This is a genomic window from Methanolobus sp., assembly GCF_030682845.1.
Classification (GTDB): domain Archaea; phylum Halobacteriota; class Methanosarcinia; order Methanosarcinales; family Methanosarcinaceae; genus Methanolobus.
Window position 1 is genome coordinate 1 of the sequence record NZ_JAUXNK010000098.1, and the last position, 17,554, is coordinate 17,554.

At 46.4% G+C, this 17,554-nt stretch carries 12 protein-coding genes and 1 pseudogene; 4 read left to right on the forward strand and 9 right to left on the reverse strand.

What is annotated here, in order from left to right; all coding sequences use genetic code 11:
- Positions 1-1,052 precede the first annotated feature (1,052 nt).
- Together mtaC and mtaB are read left to right on the forward strand one after the other, a co-directional pair.
- Entirely contained in the window at positions 1,053-1,814 is a 762-nt protein-coding gene (gene mtaC, locus Q8J68_RS13575; RefSeq protein WP_305312052.1) for a methanol--corrinoid protein MtaC, read from the forward strand.
- 15 nt (positions 1,815-1,829) lie between these two features.
- On the forward strand, positions 1,830-3,218 hold the full coding sequence (gene mtaB, locus Q8J68_RS13580; RefSeq protein WP_305312053.1) for a methanol--corrinoid protein co-methyltransferase MtaB: 1,389 nt from the start codon (positions 1,830-1,832) through the stop codon (positions 3,216-3,218).
- Between the two features lie 139 nt (positions 3,219-3,357).
- On the opposite strand, the gene Q8J68_RS13585 is transcribed toward mtaB, so the two are convergent.
- The 5 genes from Q8J68_RS13585 to Q8J68_RS13605 all read right to left on the reverse strand — a co-directional run bounded on the left by Q8J68_RS13585 (position 3,358) and on the right by Q8J68_RS13605 (position 10,764).
- A complete protein-coding gene (locus Q8J68_RS13585; protein ID WP_305312054.1) occupies positions 3,358-5,292 on the reverse strand; it encodes a hydantoinase/oxoprolinase family protein in 1,935 nt (644 codons plus the stop codon).
- Positions 5,293-5,477: 185 nt separating this feature from the next.
- The gene (gene mtaA, locus Q8J68_RS13590; protein WP_305312055.1) at positions 5,478-6,488 is read right to left on the reverse strand and encodes a methylcobamide:CoM methyltransferase MtaA; all 1,011 of its coding nucleotides are present in this window, start codon (positions 6,486-6,488) and stop codon (positions 5,478-5,480) included.
- 179 nt (positions 6,489-6,667) lie between these two features.
- Positions 6,668-9,499, reverse strand: coding sequence for a DEAD/DEAH box helicase (locus Q8J68_RS13595; protein WP_305312056.1), 2,832 nt, complete (start codon positions 9,497-9,499; stop codon positions 6,668-6,670).
- Entirely contained in the window at positions 9,496-10,341 is an 846-nt protein-coding gene (locus Q8J68_RS13600) for a metallophosphoesterase (protein WP_305312057.1), read from the reverse strand. Before Q8J68_RS13600 ends, Q8J68_RS13595 begins: the two co-directional genes overlap by 4 nt.
- A gap of 12 nt (positions 10,342-10,353) precedes the next feature.
- Positions 10,354-10,764, reverse strand: a complete 411-nt coding sequence (locus tag Q8J68_RS13605; protein ID WP_305312058.1) for a hypothetical protein — start codon at positions 10,762-10,764, stop codon at positions 10,354-10,356.
- Positions 10,765-11,005: 241 nt separating this feature from the next.
- On the opposite strand from Q8J68_RS13605, the gene Q8J68_RS13610 reads away from it, so the two are divergent.
- On the forward strand, positions 11,006-11,956 hold the full coding sequence (locus Q8J68_RS13610; RefSeq protein WP_305312059.1) for a deoxyhypusine synthase: 951 nt from the start codon (positions 11,006-11,008) through the stop codon (positions 11,954-11,956).
- A gap of 59 nt (positions 11,957-12,015) precedes the next feature.
- Positions 12,016-12,669 carry an orotidine-5'-phosphate decarboxylase gene (gene pyrF, locus Q8J68_RS13615; protein WP_305312060.1) on the forward strand — a complete coding sequence of 218 codons (654 nt, stop codon included), beginning with the start codon at positions 12,016-12,018 and terminating at the stop codon, positions 12,667-12,669.
- A gap of 179 nt (positions 12,670-12,848) precedes the next feature.
- Here the strand turns inward: pyrF and Q8J68_RS13620 are convergent, their stop codons facing one another.
- The 4 genes and pseudogenes from Q8J68_RS13620 to Q8J68_RS13635 all read right to left on the reverse strand — a co-directional run.
- Positions 12,849-14,663, reverse strand: coding sequence for a hypothetical protein (locus tag Q8J68_RS13620; protein WP_305312061.1), 1,815 nt, complete (start codon positions 14,661-14,663; stop codon positions 12,849-12,851).
- A 20-nt stretch (positions 14,664-14,683) separates the two neighbouring features.
- Positions 14,684-15,763, reverse strand: a complete 1,080-nt coding sequence (locus tag Q8J68_RS13625) for a rod shape-determining protein (RefSeq protein ID WP_305312062.1) — start codon at positions 15,761-15,763, stop codon at positions 14,684-14,686.
- Between the two features lie 180 nt (positions 15,764-15,943).
- Positions 15,944-17,056 (reverse strand): IS200/IS605 family element RNA-guided endonuclease TnpB, encoded by a 1,113-nt coding sequence (gene tnpB / locus Q8J68_RS13630; protein ID WP_305312063.1) that lies wholly within the window; start codon positions 17,054-17,056, stop codon positions 15,944-15,946.
- Positions 17,057-17,213: 157 nt separating this feature from the next.
- Positions 17,214-17,554, reverse strand: a pseudogene (locus Q8J68_RS13635) (IS1634 family transposase); the annotation flags it as partial.

The window sequence follows — 17,554 nt, forward strand, 5'->3', positions numbered from 1 at the left end:
GACTACAGGAACTTGGCATAACTCAGAAATACGCTACAGGAACTAGCGGAATTGGTGTTTGTTAGTCTCCATAAAAGGCCCATAAACACTAACGCCCCCGAGATACGGGAAAAGGAAAGAACCAAAGAACTTCTTTCGTAATAACCTGGATCGATGAAAAGGGAAGCCCCTTCCTTCAGGGAGGGGAGGTTCACCAGTGCTCCATAAGTTAAACGCCAATCCACCATAAGCTTGGGTTCTTGGTCCGACTGGTTCGGACAAAGTCCCACTATTTAGAATTTTTTTTATTTTGATAACGATTGAGAAGCTCTGCATAATCACTTCATCTGAAAAGGTGAAAGCTGAATTGAAGAGTATTTAATCATTAAGAACATATTTTTTGTAATCGATTTTTAGACATCAGTCTAAATAAATATGAATATTATCTAAAATGTCGACAAAATAATACCTTTACTTAAACTAAGCGGTAAACAAAGGGCATGTATAGTTATACATTAGTAATAAAAATACAGTGTTTACCATGTGAACACAATTTGCACGGCAAAATAAGAGAAGGAAAGGAAAAAAGAGATTATATACAAATTAATATATAATATAAATAAGGCAGATGAACTAAAGACAAGTTGTTATAAAACAATTCTAGTTGTGCTCAACGAAAGTCATATTTAAACGTACCCCTCGAATATCGCTACTTAACGAATATAATGAGTAAGATAACATATTACTTTCAAAATATAATGACTTCTAGGGCCGTTTTTTAAGAAAAAAAATGTTATCAGAAGAGACTCTATGAAAATATACACACTATATTTATTAAAAGTATTATATAAATACTCAAAACCGCTAGGTTTATATACAAACTTAGATTAGGTAACTGTGTGGAAAGATGAAGTTGGCCACAGGCTGATAATCACTGCAGAAGAATTGTGGAGATTCTTATGCGGCAAAGAGTGCCTGGGACTGGCTGAAATCCATCTGCTGCTCTGATCGTGAATCTTTTGAACGATAGAGTAGCATAGAAGATCAATCTAGATACTAAGGAGGTAGAATAGATGGATATAGACCCAACCAAAATTTTAGTCAGGTACAATGTGCAGAAAGAGAAAGCACAGTCACCTGAACAGCTGGCAACCGAAATGTTCCCGAAAACTGAGCCTGGAAGATCAGTCGCTAAGGCTATATTTGAGGGAGAAGAGGACGACGTTATCGAGGCCTTAGAGAAGGCAATAGAGAAGGGTGCAAACCCAATAAAACTCATTGACGAAGTACTCATGCCAGGAATGAAGATCGTTACCGACCTGTATGACCAGGGCGTAGTTTTCCTGCCAAACGTTATGATGGCAGCTGACGCAATGCTCGAAGGTATCGAATACTGTAAAGAGACAGCAGGAACATCACCAAAGCCAAAGGGCACAATTGTATGCCACGTAGCAGAAGGCGATGTACATGACATAGGAAAGACAATCGTAGCAGCACTCCTCAGAGCTGCCGGATTCGCAGTTGTCGACCTTGGCCGTGATGTCCCAGTCGATGAAGTCATTGCAGCTGTAAAGAAGGAGAGCCCAATGATGCTCACCGGAACAGCATTGATGACAACAACCATGTATGCATTCAAGGAAATAAACGACAGACTCCTCGAAGCAGGCATCAAGGTACCATTCCAGTGCGGTGGCGGAGCAGTCAACCAGGACTTCGTCAGCTCATACCAGCTCGGAGTATATGGTGAAGAAGCTGCAGATGCACCAAAGATGGCAAACGCAATACTGGCAGGCAAGGGCCTTGCACAGCTTAAAGATCAGTTCCACATGCACTAAGGAGAGGTGAAGCAAATGGTTAAAAGATACACTTCCATGGCATACAAGAATGCTGACGATATGATTTTCGGAACTGCTATACACCCGGTAAAGGCTGAACTCGGATTAGAGGTCGGAGCCGGATACGTTACAGCAGAAGTTAACTATGCACCAAGGCCAGAGGCCGGTGTCTCCAAGGAGAAACTCGTATCAGAATACCGCAAACTGACAACTGACATCCTCGCAAGGGCTGTACAGATTGGTTTCCCAGCAGTATCACTTGAGACAGAACACGTAGAGCAGATGACCAACAACCCAACATGGGGAGGAGAAATAGCTCACGTACAGAAGACAATCCTCGAAGAATACCACGAAGAATACGGCATAAAGTGTGGTCTCAGGCACACCCCTGGTGACATACGTGAAGACCGTGACCTGCTTGCACTGATCGGTGGCAAATATGACAAACTCATGGAGTCATTCGAAGCAGTAGCAGACGGCGGCGCAGACTTCCTGTCAATCGAGACAATGGGTGGAAAGGAAATCCTCGACTACTCAATCCTCAGGAACGATGTACCTGGTATGATCTACGCAATCGGCTGCCTCGGCGGAATCGACATGGGTATGATCTGGACCGACATCAAGAAGATCGCAGTCAAGAAGGGCAGAATTGCAGCCGGTGACACAGACTGTGCACAGGCAAACACTGCAATGTTCATTGCCGGTGGTCTCCTTGAAAAGAACCTCGCACACACCCTCGCAATCCTTGCAAGAGTGCTGGCTGGTTCAAGGACACTTGTAGCATACGAAGCAGGCGCACAGGGCCCAGGAAAGGACTGTGGTTATGAGAACACCATAATCAAGTCCATCACCGGATGCCCAATCGCTCAGGAAGGAAAGTCCGCAACCTGCGCACACGCAGATGTCATGGGTAACCTGACAATGCAGGTTTGTGACCTCTGGTCCAACGAGTCCGTCGAATACCACGGTGAATTTGGTGGTACAAGCGTACAGTGCTGGTCCCAGACCCTGAACATGGATGCAGCCCTTATGAACGTTGCAATCCAGACCGGAAATGCAAAAATGCTCCGTGACATGATGTGCCTCTCTGACAAGTACAGAGACCCACAGGGCTATGTCCTTGCATACGACAACGCATTCAAGGTAGGCCAGGCAATCGTCAAGGACGGAAACGACCTGTACCTCCGTTCAAAGAACGCTGTCGTTGAAACTATCAAGATTCTGGAAGCATCCAAGAAGGAAGGCAAACTCGTGATGTCCCGCTTTGAGCAGAATGCACTTGCAGACGCAAAGGCATCTGTCGAAGCACTGACCAACGAGTCCTCCACCTTCATGAGCGACAGTCTCGCGAAGTACAAGGCAGAAGAACCAAGATTCAGGCCAGAAGCCAACTACAAGTTCTAAATCTAGAACTTGTACTTTTTTCTTTTTTTAGTATTCTTATTAACATATCGCTCTTTTATAATAATTGACAATTTGCTAATGCTTACTTGCAAAGTTAAGTCAATTCAAGATATATAAGGTGGACAGCCCTATCTTAATATTAGCGTACTCTTAGATCCCTGGGATAACCTACACCTACAACTATCAGTTTTGTTTCCAGCGGGTCGTATTTCCAGCCCTCGGGAGAGTAACTCATATGAGTGACCTCCACCTCCAGATTCTCCTTACTTACCCCGCAGTCACCCATATATTCGGTAACCATCTTTTTCCCAAGCTCTTTTGAGGAATTAACTGCTTCACTATAAGTCCTGAACTCTCCCCTGCCAAGAGGAGAGAAAGTATAGAATCCGGCATCCGGTTCAGCCACAGAGATCATCCTTATGATAAACTCTATCCTTTTGATCCCCTTACCAAAAAGTGCACCTGCGGCGTTTCCGACCTCAGCATAGTCCGGAACAATGATGTCAGCATCGATAACACTAGCAAGTTCCTGAGTGAGAGCCCTCACCGGCCCCCCCAGTAATACTACAGGAACATCCACCTTGAATCTTGCAGGGAATTTTCCGTCCACGATTCTTTTAATCCCTGACCTTTCGACATCCGGTAACAGAAATGACATCAGGTTAAAGGCCATGTTCTTTGCAACCATGTTCTTGACCATGGAGCTGAACTCCGATTTATCCATCTTGTTCATGCGTCCAAGTTTTTCAGCTCCAAGAGCTGATGCTTCAGCATCCCAGTGGACATAGTCACCAAGAACATGCAGCGCATCAGTGGGCGTGAAACCTACTGGCTGAATTAACCTTTTCTGTATCAGAGAATCAAGAACAATACTTGAAGGATACTTCTTTGAAAGTGAAATTATTTCATCCAGGGACATTGGTTCATCACCAAGCACATCCAGTACTGCAGTCTCGGACTCATTAAGATCGGAAGCCTTAAAGCCGGACCTCATGAAGAACTTAGTCGGCTGCACGTTCCAGTCGAGCATGTGCCTTGGAGGAGTCACACTCTTTTGCAGCTTCTCCATGAAAGAAGGATATCGGGCAGCAGCAATACATAGAGGAATGACTCTCCTTGGACCGATGAATATCGTTTTAGACCGTGTCCATACATGACTGTCACCGCCCATGGCAGAGGTTTCCATCCTTGTTGCCCGGACCCGCGTTCTCCACCCGCCGACCATGGCACCGGCATCCGTTAGTTCAGGAACACCATCATATACAGCCGAAACATCCGTACTGGTCCCACCAACATCTATTACAGCACAGGTATCACAACCAGAAAGGTAAGATGCACCCACAAGACTTGCAGCAGGGCCGGAAAATATAGATTCTACAGGTTTTTCCAGAGCCTCTTTCAATCCAACGACCGTACCATCACACTTCAACATGAGTAATTTTGCATTGATATTCCTTCGCTTGATTTCATCCATCACGGATTGGATAAAGTGATTGGATATGGGCAGCAACTGCGCATTCAGTGCTGCAGTTACAGCCCTTTCGTATGCACCCAGCTCCTGGGAAAGTTCATGCCCGCATACAACCGGCATTCCGGTCAATTCATGAACAAGAGTACGTATGACAATTTCATGCTCAGGGTTACGGATACTGAAAAATGCGGAAACTGCAAACGCAGCAACTTCGTTTTTAACCTTCAAGGCAAAATTCCTGATCCTTTCAACATCCAGTGGCAGAACTTCCTCGCCATTGAAACTGTGGCCGCCGTCTACAAGAACGGTATGCTTTGCAGGGAATTCCCCTTTTATTGGATGCTCACCCACCAGGATAAGTGCAACCGGGCTGCCTGTGCCTTCAAGCACAGTATTGGTGGCAAGGGTTGTTGAAACCGATACAAGGCTTACTTTTCCGATATGCTCCTGCTTCAGGCCATCAATTGCATTCTTTATACCATTTATGAGATCAGGGTATGTTGTAAGTGCCTTGCTTGAGCTCACAATAGAACTATCAGAATTCCTGACCAGAATTGCATCAGTATAAGTACCCCCTGCATCTATTCCAAGACTGAACTGCATGATAGTGAACTCCTATAAGATCCGGACCTGGCCACACCTGTAAGACCAGAATAAAGCGCTATTCCAAGTAGAACAACTTATGTTAAGATCTTTACGAACACAGTCAGCCATTATAGTAAAGTAATCTAAAAAAGAAAGAGAGTGACATGGCATAGATAAAACTATGTCATGCCAGAGAATTTAATTTATGCGGAGAATTCGTCTCTTGCTGTAACCATTGCCCTGATGTTGGAGCACTTTGTGTCCGGTGCAATTCCACAGCCAGGAGCAAGTACGTCAACACCGTTTTCAAGAGCCTTCTTGGAGTCAGCCTTGACCTTAGCCTCATCGCCTGAAAGCAGAGTGAACGGGCTTGAAACATTACCGCAGATAGTTACCTTGCCGGCAACTTTTGTCTTTGCTGCTGCGAGGTCCTTGACCTTCTCTTCAATACTGATTGATGCAAAGTGACAGTCTGCCATCATTTCGAGAATAGGGGACACATCGCCACATACGTGGAGAATCATTGGTGCATTGACACCGTCTGCAAATCTCTGCAGTACTGGCTTGAGAATGGTACCGAATGTCTCAGGGGCCAGGAGGTCAGGGGATGCTACCGGATCTGGTACGCTGATGACATCTGCGCCTGCTTCTACAAGGGCGTTTGCGTACTGTATGCATGCGTCACATGAAAAGTCGAGAATTGTCTGGAAAGCCTCCTGGTCCTTTATGGACCACTTCATGAACTTCTTGACACTTGCGAGGTCGGATGCAAGGGTTACCGGACCTTCCATACCGGCTATTAAAGGAACGTCGTCTCCGAGCTTTGCTCTGATGATCTTCATAGCTTCAAGAACGACGGGTATCCTGCCCTGTGCAAGGAGATTCTCAGGCATCTGAAGGTTTTCAACACCCTTGGGGTATGGGTGGTCTGTGACAGATGGCTGTCTGTTCTTTGTACCCATATTGACTGTACAGCCCATTGCCTCTGCCAGAACGGTAAGGCAATATGGAGCCCTTACACCCTCAAGACCACATTCTGTGTATGATGCCATTGCAAGGTCGGCCATCTTCTGTGCATCGCTGTGTGCCTCAGGCCATGCAGCGCCAGTCTTATCCATAAGTTCAACGATAGCAGTCTGTGTTACAGATACGACCGGAACTTTATCGACTTCTTCACCTTTCAATGCTTTGATAAACCTTTCTTTCATGTTCATAATGAATCCTTCTCTATTGAGTAGATTTTAGTCATTCTGATTTGCGTTACATCAGATATAAAACTATTGGATTGAAGCCGCTTTCACTTACTTATACTTGGAAACCGTGGGAGGAAAGCATACAGCGGAGCAATGGGAATCACACAAACTACTGAAAAGTATGCTAAAAATGCAAAGCTCTAACCCCAGAATCTCTTGTTCTTGGCATAGTTTCGCTCTGCCACAAGGATGTCACGATAGAAAGCCTCCTCATCCTGTCGCATTTTTTGTATGACCCGTGTCGCCATTTCCGGACCGACACCCCGGCTTGCAAGGGCAATAACAGCCTGCTTCCCATGAGTCATAACGATATTGGCATTCCGGTACACTTTCCTGACACGTTTAAGTTCTTCTCCTGAACTCACTTTCTCCTGCTTTTGTACCAGTTTTATCTCTTCTTCTTCCCAAGGCTTCAGGGAAGCGATCATCCTGGAATCACATACAGGGCATATAATGTTTTCCGGAACGTTCTTTACCTGTCTGCGCGAGGTCCATTTCTTACAGTGAACGCAGAAGAGTATCACCCTGTCGTTCATGATCCTATCCTTAAGTGCCATTACAATGGACCTGTCGGCCTTCTCGGGTGCCACCAAGTCTCGCTTCATAGAAAAACCCGCTCTTCCCAGAGGAGTGGAGGGACTGATGACAACCTGTATCCTGCCGGCCGAAACACCTTCCAGCACTTCAGTAGCCCGCTTCACATCCAGCATGGTGTGGAATATTTCCCTGATTACCTCATCATACATCGCCGTGTCCCTGTAGATATCAAGCAGTTTTTTCATGCTTATCCGGTCATAATCGATGTCCTTGCTCAGGGCGCCAAATTTCCTGGCCACATGCACCATCTTCCATTTCATCAGGGAAGTGTTCTTCAGGGTCATCTCAATTATCGGCTCGATATGCTCCGGCTTTATCTCCCTGAGAAGGTCAGAGATCTCTTTCGCTTTTATCCTTCGCGGAAGCTGCAATCTTATCCTGTAGGGATCTATCTCCTGGGACACACTGCTTCCGTATCTTGCAGCAAGCAGGGACGTCAGGACCTTTGCAAGGGTCTCATTGACATTATGCCCGAAACAAGCATTGATAAGGACAGCTTCCCCATCATTCTCTATCACGAGCATACCTGCATGCGGGACCGGGAAATCACCTTCAGTATGTTCTCTGACAAGAGACACCAGCGTCTTTGCACCTGTGACATCCACAGGGTAGGCGTTACGTATAAGCTCAACTATCTCACCGTCCTCCCGGCCTTCAAGCACCTTTGCGGCAATAGCCTGACGGATCAGGCCCACCTCTCCGGCAACCTCAAAAGGCACGGGTATCTCCTCACCCACCCAGCTTGGTATCTCTCCCATCCCACGCACAGGTTCGACCTTTATCCTGTCCCTGTCACTGCTCATCTCAATGACCCGCCACATATCGCCCTTGGTTATGAAGACCGCACCCGGGGAAACAAAGTTGATCACAAAGGCTTCGTCAAGCACACCCACTGGTCTACCGGTGACGATATCGAATATCTCGTACTTCTTTTCATCCGGTATCATGGACAGGTTATCATAATAATACTGCCAGCTCTTCTTCCGGCGTGAAAGGACATCTGACCCCTCCTCATTCCAAACCATGCGGTAATCATTGATCTGTGAGATTACTTTCCGGAGGGTTCGCTCGCTAAGATCCTTGAAAGGATATGCGCGCTTAAGGATAGTGAACACCTTTTCAATGTCCACGTCGCCAAAATCTATCACCAGGCCCGATATCTGGTTTGCCAGCACGTCAAGGGAATTCATGTGAGGAGATATCGCCTCCACCTTCCCGCCCAGTGCGAGCTTGCATATAGCCATGCTCTCAGCCACATCATCAGACCCGATAGTCAGGATAGTACCCCTGGAGATCTCATGTATCCTGTGGCCGGCACGCCCGACACGCTGCAGGAGCCGAGATACCTGTCTTGGCGACCCATACTGTACAACATGGTCGACATTACCGATGTCTATACCCAGCTCCATGGATGACGTACATATCAGGCCCCGGAGGTCCCCGCTCTTGAAGGACTCCTCAGCCTCGATGCGGGAGTCCACTGACAGGGAACCGTGATGCACGCCTATGGGCAGGCCAAGCATCTTAAAACCGGCCGCTAATGCCTCGGCACTCTGGCGGGTGTTCACAAAGACCAGCGTAGAGATGTTATTCTCAACGATGTCCCGGATACACCGCAACTGGGATGCAAACTCTGCTTCCGAGCCAACCTTGCCTCCTATCACAATGTCTTCATCAGTCACCGAAGGACTCACTACATTGAAGTCAAGCAATTTAAGCATAGATACTGACACAACAGTGACCTTGCGGTCCGTGCCTGCCAGGAACTTTGCGATCTCTTCCGGATTGCCCACTGTTGCCGAGAGCCCTATCCTCTGGAACTCACCTGACAGTTCCACAAGTCTCTCAAGGCCAACAGCAAGCTGAGTGCCACGTTTTGAAGATGCCATCTCATGTATCTCATCCACCACAACATGGGTCACAGACTGCAGATTCTTGCGCAGGCGGGAGCCTGTGAACATGGCCTGAAGGGTTTCGGGAGTCGTTATCAGGAAATCAGGTGGCTTGCGTGATTGCTTCTGCCTTTCATACTGGGACGTATCCCCGTGGCGCACCTGCACATCGATACCCAGCTCAGCCCCCCACCATTGTATACGGGAGAGCATGTCCCGATTGAGTGCCCTGAGTGGTGTAATATAGAGTGCCGAGATGCCGGCACGCTGTTCCTGACTCTTGGCAAGGATGGCGTTGAATATTGGAAGCACTGCGGATTCGGTCTTACCGGAGCCTGTGGGAGCTATCAGGAAAGTGTGATCACCCCTTAGAATAAATGGAAGGACCTTTTCCTGAGGTTGTGTGGGAGCTTCAAAACCCTGTTTCCTGAGAGCTTCCTGTATCCGCGGGTCCAGTTGATCGAAAATGTTCCCAAAACTCATTTTTTAATAACCTTCCTTTTACGTTTTCCAGTGCTGTGCCGGCTCTCTTCCAGTCTGCGGATATGTCTGAGAGCCCCAAGGCAGGTCCCGTCAAGAAGATAGACCTGCGCATTATCTATATCCACAGCGCCCGAAGAGAATATCGGACCCAGAAGGTCGTCATCAAGGGATTCATTGAACGCCACGCCTCCGCACAGCTCGTTGAATGAAGGAATGATGATAAGTTCAGGCACATCCTTGCCTTTACGCAGCTGCATCCCGGAATCCCGGAAATGTTCCCCCAGAACATCCATATTGAGCTTTGTCCTGATCCAGCTTTGCTCCGTTACCGAGTAGCCGAGAGAATCAGTGAAACGGATGGTAGGATGATTATGAGCCGTAACGATGTACTGTGCACAAAGCAGGGACGGATCCGGCCAGGTATGACCATGGAAGTAAGCAACTCCTTCTATGACAGAGCCACGCACCGGATGGATTCGGATGTCCGGCCTCCGGGGAACCAGATGCTCGATGCCTCCGTCATGATTCCCCGGAAAGATGTCTATCTGAGCATGTTCTGCCAGGGATTCCAGGAAATATGGAATCTCATCCCTTTCCTGCCATGATATCTGGGGTACATTGTGCTTGAGGTCTCCCAGCAGGATGATCCTGTCAGGTGATTCCTGCCTTATGTATCCGAGTATACGCTCAAGCCCGTGCTTCATGCGGCTGGGAATTGATATTCCGCTCCGATATAGATCCCATTCTATTCCCAGATGTATATCCCCGACTACAAGTGCCGTTGTCGTACTCCTGACAATAAGCGCAGGCTCATCAATCACAGGTTCGAGTTCTATTACCATTTTAACCGAAGATCATTTTTGTTCTTTAGCCATTATGTCCACTTTCTCGGAAAGCGATTCGACGGTGGCTCTCATCTCGCGGAGTTCCTTTTGCATCTCCAGTATAGTATTATACATAGGACTGCGGTCATCCTTAATAGCCTGCTCCTGAGAGAACTTCTGCTTGCTCGGGAAAACATAGACGTAAGTCAGCCACATCCCGATGAATGCGACTGCAGATAACCCAAACAGGAACAGCAGGTAATTGGGGAAAAGTGTCCTCATGTAGCTATCCCCCGAACTGTAGTACTGTAGCCTTGTGATCATAAGAAAGTTCAGTATCGAGAACAGGAACATTGTCTCACCCACAATGATGAGCAGGCCACCAATCTGGGTGGACATCTTCCTCTGCTTCGGGATGAGCCGATCAATTATGGAACTCATGAAGGGATATTGTGCCGTTATAGTTATTTAGATTATGTACCGGGATTGTGCAAGTCCATTTAAACGGGCATCACGAATGATATAAGATCACATGAACAAAACAGAAGAACCGGACCAAATTTATGCAAGGAGCCGGGATAAGATGAAGAAAATTTTGCATATGAGGGGGAATGGTCTAGAAGAAACCTTAAAGAAGAAGGCTGCCATAGAACCAACAAAACATAGATAGAGATGATATTAAATGGAACATCATTCACCTGAGGAAAAACTCCAGCACCCGATAAACCATGCAAGGATCACAGAGGGTATGGATGTTGACTCGCTTGTCCAGGCTATGTGCGGATGCGCCTTCGGTGCCGGGAAACTGGCCGATGCTGTGGATATCTACCATGAGATGCTGGCCGGGGGCTCCACCAGCTTTTTCGGACTTGCCGGCGCCATGGTGCCTGCAGGCATGCGCTGCATTGTCGCGGACCTGATAAAGGACGGCTACATCGACGTGCTCGTTACCACCGGAGCCAATATGGTGCATGAGATCGTGGAATCAATGGGGCTGCACCACTACAAAGGATGTTCGCAGTGCGATGACATCGAGCTCAAACATGAGGAGATCAACAGGATATATGACGTTTATCTCCCTGAGCCATATTTTGTGGATTTTGAGGAAAAGATGCAGGCCATCTTCTCCGATATGGGCAGCGAGACCATATCCATCAGACAGATGATGACGCATATCGGCAATCACATCGATGACAAGGATTCCATACTGAAGATAGCAGCGGATATGAATGTGCCCGTGTTCTGCCCGGCTATCCAGGACTCCATGATAGGACTGCAGGCATGGCTTTACAAGCAGAAGAATCCCCTGAAGGTTGACGCCTTTGAGGACATGCGGGAGATCATCGATCTGTGCTACGAGGCAAAGAGGCCCGGAGCATTGCTCATAGGAGGCGGCGTCCCCAAGAACTACATCTTCCAGTCAATGCTCATCACACATCAGGAATTCGAGTATGCCATCCAGCTGACCATGGACACACCTGAGACCGGTGGCCTGAGCGGCGCAACCCTGGACGAGGCGCGCTCATGGGGTAAAGTAAGCGAAACCGCACGCTCAGTTACTGTGCATTCTGACGCCACGATAACCCTTCCGATACTTGTTGCAGCTGCAAGGAGCAGGCTTGCAAAAGAATAGAATAATAAGTAGTTCCGCTGAATAAGAACAGGCACATGGAGCATACAGGGAGTACACTCATGCAAAAGAACACACGACTTATACTCGCGCTGGACGTGCTGGATAGCGATGAAGCTCTAAGGATATCCGGGGATGTGGCAGGATACGTGGACGCCATCAAGGTCGGCTACCCCCTTATACTTGCGACCGGACTCGGGATAATAACAGAGTTGTCAAAATATGCACCCATCATCGCAGATTTCAAAGTTGCGGACATTCCCAACACCAACCGCCTTATCTGCGAGCAGGTCTTCCGGGCCGGTGCAGATGCTGTCATCATCCAGGGCTTCACGGGGCATGACAGCCTCAGGACCTGCGTGGAACTGGCAAAGAGCAGCAACAAGGATGTTTTCGTGGTCACCGAGATGAGCCATCCGGGTGCACTTGACTTCATGCAGGCTGCAGGTGAAGCTATTGCGAAGATGGCTGCAGATGAGAAAGCTTCCGGCGTGGTTGCCCCTGCAACACGCCCCGAGAGAGTAAGGGAAATAAGGAAGATAATAGGTAACAAACTGACAATAATCTCCCCTGGAGTTGGTGCGCAGGGAGGAAGCGCTTCCGATGCCATCAAAGCTGGTGCCGACTGGGTAATTGTGGGCAGGAGCATCTACCAGGCAGAAGAACCGGCGAAAGCTGCAGCAGATATCGTTGCCTATATAAAGACCGTGATTTGAAAAGAGGACTTTTCCGCAATGGCGGCAAAAAAAGGTTAAAAGTAAAGAAAGATTAAAGAAAGATGTGCCTGTGATGAGAAAACCGTTCTGATTTATGATGAACCCTATGAGTACTGAGGCACATTTATTCGTACTTACGCTTATTACTACTTTCTGACCACATAATGTATTTCTGATATTCACTCCGACAGTTCCATATTCATTTTAAGTATATGGGAGAACATTTCGTGTTTCCTTGCATCTGACATGGCGTCTTCAAGAGTCCTCTGCATTTCTTTCAGGGAATCCTCAAGGCTTTTAATGTAGATGGACTGTTGCTCAAGCCTTGTGTTAACTTTCCGGATGTCCAGATGCTGGCGATGGAGAGTGACATGTGTTCCGATCTCCTTTTCTGTGGTCCCCAGGAGATCTTCAAGTTCTTTGCGGCGGGACTCAAGTTCATTGAAACCCGATTCAAGGTCACTTTCCAGCTTAGAGGTGTCTTCACGTTTGAGCCTGATACTCTCAAGTTCCAATCCCAGTGAAGCTTTCTCGGACTCGATCTCACTTCTCCATGAGACTACTTTGGCTTCCTCAGCCTCAAGTTCCCTCTTACCCACATCTATTTCAGATTGTTTTTGCCGGATAACATCCTCTTCACCGGATATGGAAAGCTTTTGCTCTTCAAGTGCCGCACGTCTCTCCTCAAAGGACCTGAAATCTTCCTCATACAAAGAAACAGAGGCCTGCAGCTTATTGTTGTCCTCTGTATAGATACGGAGGTTTTCTTCATACTCAAGGAGGTTCTGCTGGTAAATCCCGATGTCCTTCTCAAAGGCACATACCTTTTCCTGGAACTCCGCAGACCTTGAATTGATCCTGGCGATCTCCATATCCACAAGCTTGCGGGACTCATATACCGTAAGCTTCCTTTTTCCCAATGCATACTCCTTTTTCACCTGCTGAGCCAGGAATTCTTCAAGTTCATGTTGCTTCTGCCGGAAAAGAGAGTAATTATCATCATACTTCTGGGTAAGCTGTGCAAGCATCTGCTCGTTCTCTTCATGGGTCTGCGCCCTCATTTCGTGAGCCGCCATAGCAGCCTCAAGTTCTGCGGTCTGCGGTATCAGTCTGGAGAATTCGCTCTGGACCTGGTCTTTTATTTCCATGATACTGGAGCTTTTAGAATTGAGCAATGACTCTTCATTCTCCAGCTCCTCCCTGAGCGTACCAAGATCAGCACGCTTGCGGTTAAGTTCCTTCAATTCTGAGTAATATCTGGATTTGACAAGGTCTATGGCCGTGCCACAGTTCAATCCTTCAATGCCTATTGGCAGGTCATTTCCGGAGGCAAGCTGCTCCTCAAGAGAATGCAGCTTTTCCTCTAACTCTTTCTGCTTGTCATGATACGCCTGCATCCCTTCTTCATAGCGGGACATCAGGCCGGAAAGCTCTGTCTTTTTACTTTCAAGCAAAATAAACTGTTGTTCGTAGTCCGTTTGTGATGCTTTGAACTCTTCCACCCGTTGCTCAAATTCAGCTTTATCCTTTTCAAAAGCAGAACGCTTCTCTTCTAGTTCGTTGGCCTGTGCAGCCGGGATAGATTCTTCAGCTTTCAGTACTGCTGATTTAAGTATGGTGCATTTGCGGCTGAGCAATTCTTTCTGTCTGGACACATCCTCTTTTAATATATCAAGATGTTTCTGTTTTTCCTCGTATTCTTCCATCTGGGAATCATATCTTGCCTTCACTTCAATAAGTACAGCTTCCTTTTCCCGGTATTCTTTTATTTGTGCTTCGTATCGCTCCTGTAACTGCTCAAGATCGGACTCAAGAGTTTTCAATACAGTCTTCTGATTGTAGATACCAGGACTTTCAGGATTATGAGAATCAGGACTCTTATCGCGGCCGTCCTCATTAATAACAGGCTTACGATAAATATTAGGAGTGAAATCCTGATTTGTAAGGCTTTTCGCGGCCTGCTTGGAATTTTTTGACCAGTTTAATGAACTCATAGAGACCACATCAGATAGTTTTAATTATCACAATTATTCAGCTTCTCCCAGAATTCATCCGGCATTTTTTCTGCAAGCCTGCATGCTCCGTAAGCACCGGAAAACTCGGGATCATCTATGAGAAAAACCCTGCCTCCACCGAATCCTTTTAACTCGTTCTCGATGAAGCTGCGCATGTTCCTTATCTTACTGCCGCCCCCACAAAGACAGATGTTATTCCTTAATGTAGCACGGAACTGTGGCTCTGCACCGGAAACCATTTTTATGATACCTGAAACGATATCCGGTATTATAGACTCACAAGCAATCCTTAATTCCTCAGTGATGATCACTTCCTCTGAGAAATCTTCCAGAGGCAATTCCACTTTACACTCTTCATCCGTATCGCCCATAAATCCATATGCTTCTTTCCAACTTCTTGCGATTTCCCTTGTTACTTTTGAACCTTCATATTTTTCTGCGAGCAGAGCAACAAGTTCATTATCAATATTCTCACCGGCAACAGAGATACTGAGACAATCCTCATCTTCCGGAATGTTGCTTATGATAAGGCACATATCTGTCTTACTTGCACCCACGTCAATAATCACAGAGCTATCAAGCCTCTGGCTACCATAAGCGACGCAGAAGAGCCCGTTAGCTACCATCACCCCTCTGAAGAGATGTCGTGCCGCCCCCAGAACCGCTCGTTTATAGGACGCATCAGCCCCTGAGGGCACACCTATAACAGCATACATCTGCCCGGGATCAGCAGAAACACCAGCAGCTTGAATGCAATGCCCCAGCAATGCTGTCAGATACCCCGGTCCGTCACTGTTCTTTTCAATCAGGTCCCTTAAGAGCCACTTCCCTTCAAGGTCAATTCTCTCAAGTGCGGCCTTCCCAAAAAATACCTTATCATTGCCATCGACATTAGGGTCGTGGCCATCTCCGTGCGCAATTAGACTATGTTCTGAGAACATAATTCCATCATTGGTACATATCGCTATCTTCGAAGTGCCCAGGTCTATCCCCAGATAGATGATATCCCCGTTGGTTTCAGACTCAACGAAGTTGTTAACAGCCTCATTCTCTTCTTGGAAACTTTCAGGAGTAGCCACTATAATGCCTCATAACTTTGCTATTGATAATAGAAAAGGCTGTACAAATCAGTATATATATATTATGAACATGGAATCCAATTCCATGGCGATACCACGGATTCCCATGTGAACTACCACCCTATAAATAGGGTGGCTTCTTGCTTCATCTGTTTCTCCAGCGAGAATACATCCACAAGCTCAAACCGCAGTCCCTGCGGCGGTATTGTTTAGCGCGATATTCAAGATGTTGATAGCTGCGTTAATATCCCTATCGTGTTTCGTATGACACGAGGGACATTCCCAACTTCTATCTTTTAAAGTTAAATCGGCATTCTTGTATCCGCAGATACTACACAATTTAGAACTTGGTACAAACCTACCAATCTGTTGAATGATCTTACCACACCACTCTGCCTTATATTTCAATTTCATTATGAAATTTCCCCAGGCAACATCGGAGATTGCCTGAGCCAGGCAATGATTCCTGACCATTCCTTTAATGCTCATATCCTCCAGGACGATAACTTGGTTCTCGTTTACCAGCCTGTTGGATAGCTTATGTTGAAAGTCATTTCGTTGATTGGTAATCTTTTCGTGTAGTTTAGCTACAACCAACTTTTGTTTCTTCCTATTACCCGATTCCTTTTTCTTACGAGACAATGCACGTTGTTCTGCTTTAAGTTTCGCCATGGATTTTTTCAGATGCCGAGGATTCTCGATCTTTTCACCTGTCGAAAGAATGGCAAAATGGCTAATACCAACATCAATCCCTATACTCGGCCCCGAACTAACTTTTTCTGGTATTTCCCGACCATCTTCAACCAGTATGCTTATGAAATACTTCCCAGTTGGTGTTCTTGATACCGTAGCAGTTCTTGTTTCGCCATCAAATCTGCGATGAAATTTGACCTTAATGGGTTCCTTTACTTTGGGCAATTTGACCGTGCCCTTGCCAAGATCAACAACATAATGCTGTGGGATCTGGAACGATTGAACAGGATTGTCCTTTGACTTGAAAGCAGGATATTCTGCCTCTTTCCTGAAGAACTTCTGAAAAGCGTTATCCAGGTTATCGATAGAACTCTGCAAGGATTGGGAGTTGACATCTTTCAACCAGTTGTATTGGGCCTTGAGATCAGGAAGCATGTTCTTGAGCTCATTCTTACTCATGGATCGGTTCTCATTCTGATAAGTTGAACTCTTCATATCCAATGCCCAGTTGTATATGAACCTACAAGTACCAAACTGTTTCTCAAAGAAATCTCTCTGAGAACTATTAGGATATAATCGATACTTATAGGCTTGTAACATAATCAAAGTATTTTACGCTACAATAGCGTATATATTTAATCCCAAGTTTGACAGTTTTCACTCCTTAATGAAGAGAATGTCTTCTCTTCCCACCTTAAATTTTCGTTTTTTTGTCAGGAAAACCGATTTGACAGTTTAAACAATTTCACGTCAAATTCTACGATATCACCCATTTTTGCCTTAAGATCAGTGTATTTATGGCATCAAAATTGGCGTAAATGTACTTTTTTGCTCTGTTTTTCAGGAAATCGACGGTAACTGTCAAATTCAATAAGCTTTTTTTTATGAATTTTGTGGACTTATGTTTGAGTTCCCTGAACTCATATCGCATCAGCGATATGAACAACTGTGCAATGAACCCAATAATTACAGCTCCATAAATGCTAGCGTCCGACCAAACTCGCAGCGGTTTGATCTCGATCTCATTCTTCAGGGAATTGATGATCTTCTCGATAGAATCCTTTTTCCTGTATGTTTGAAGAGCTTGTTTCAATGTCA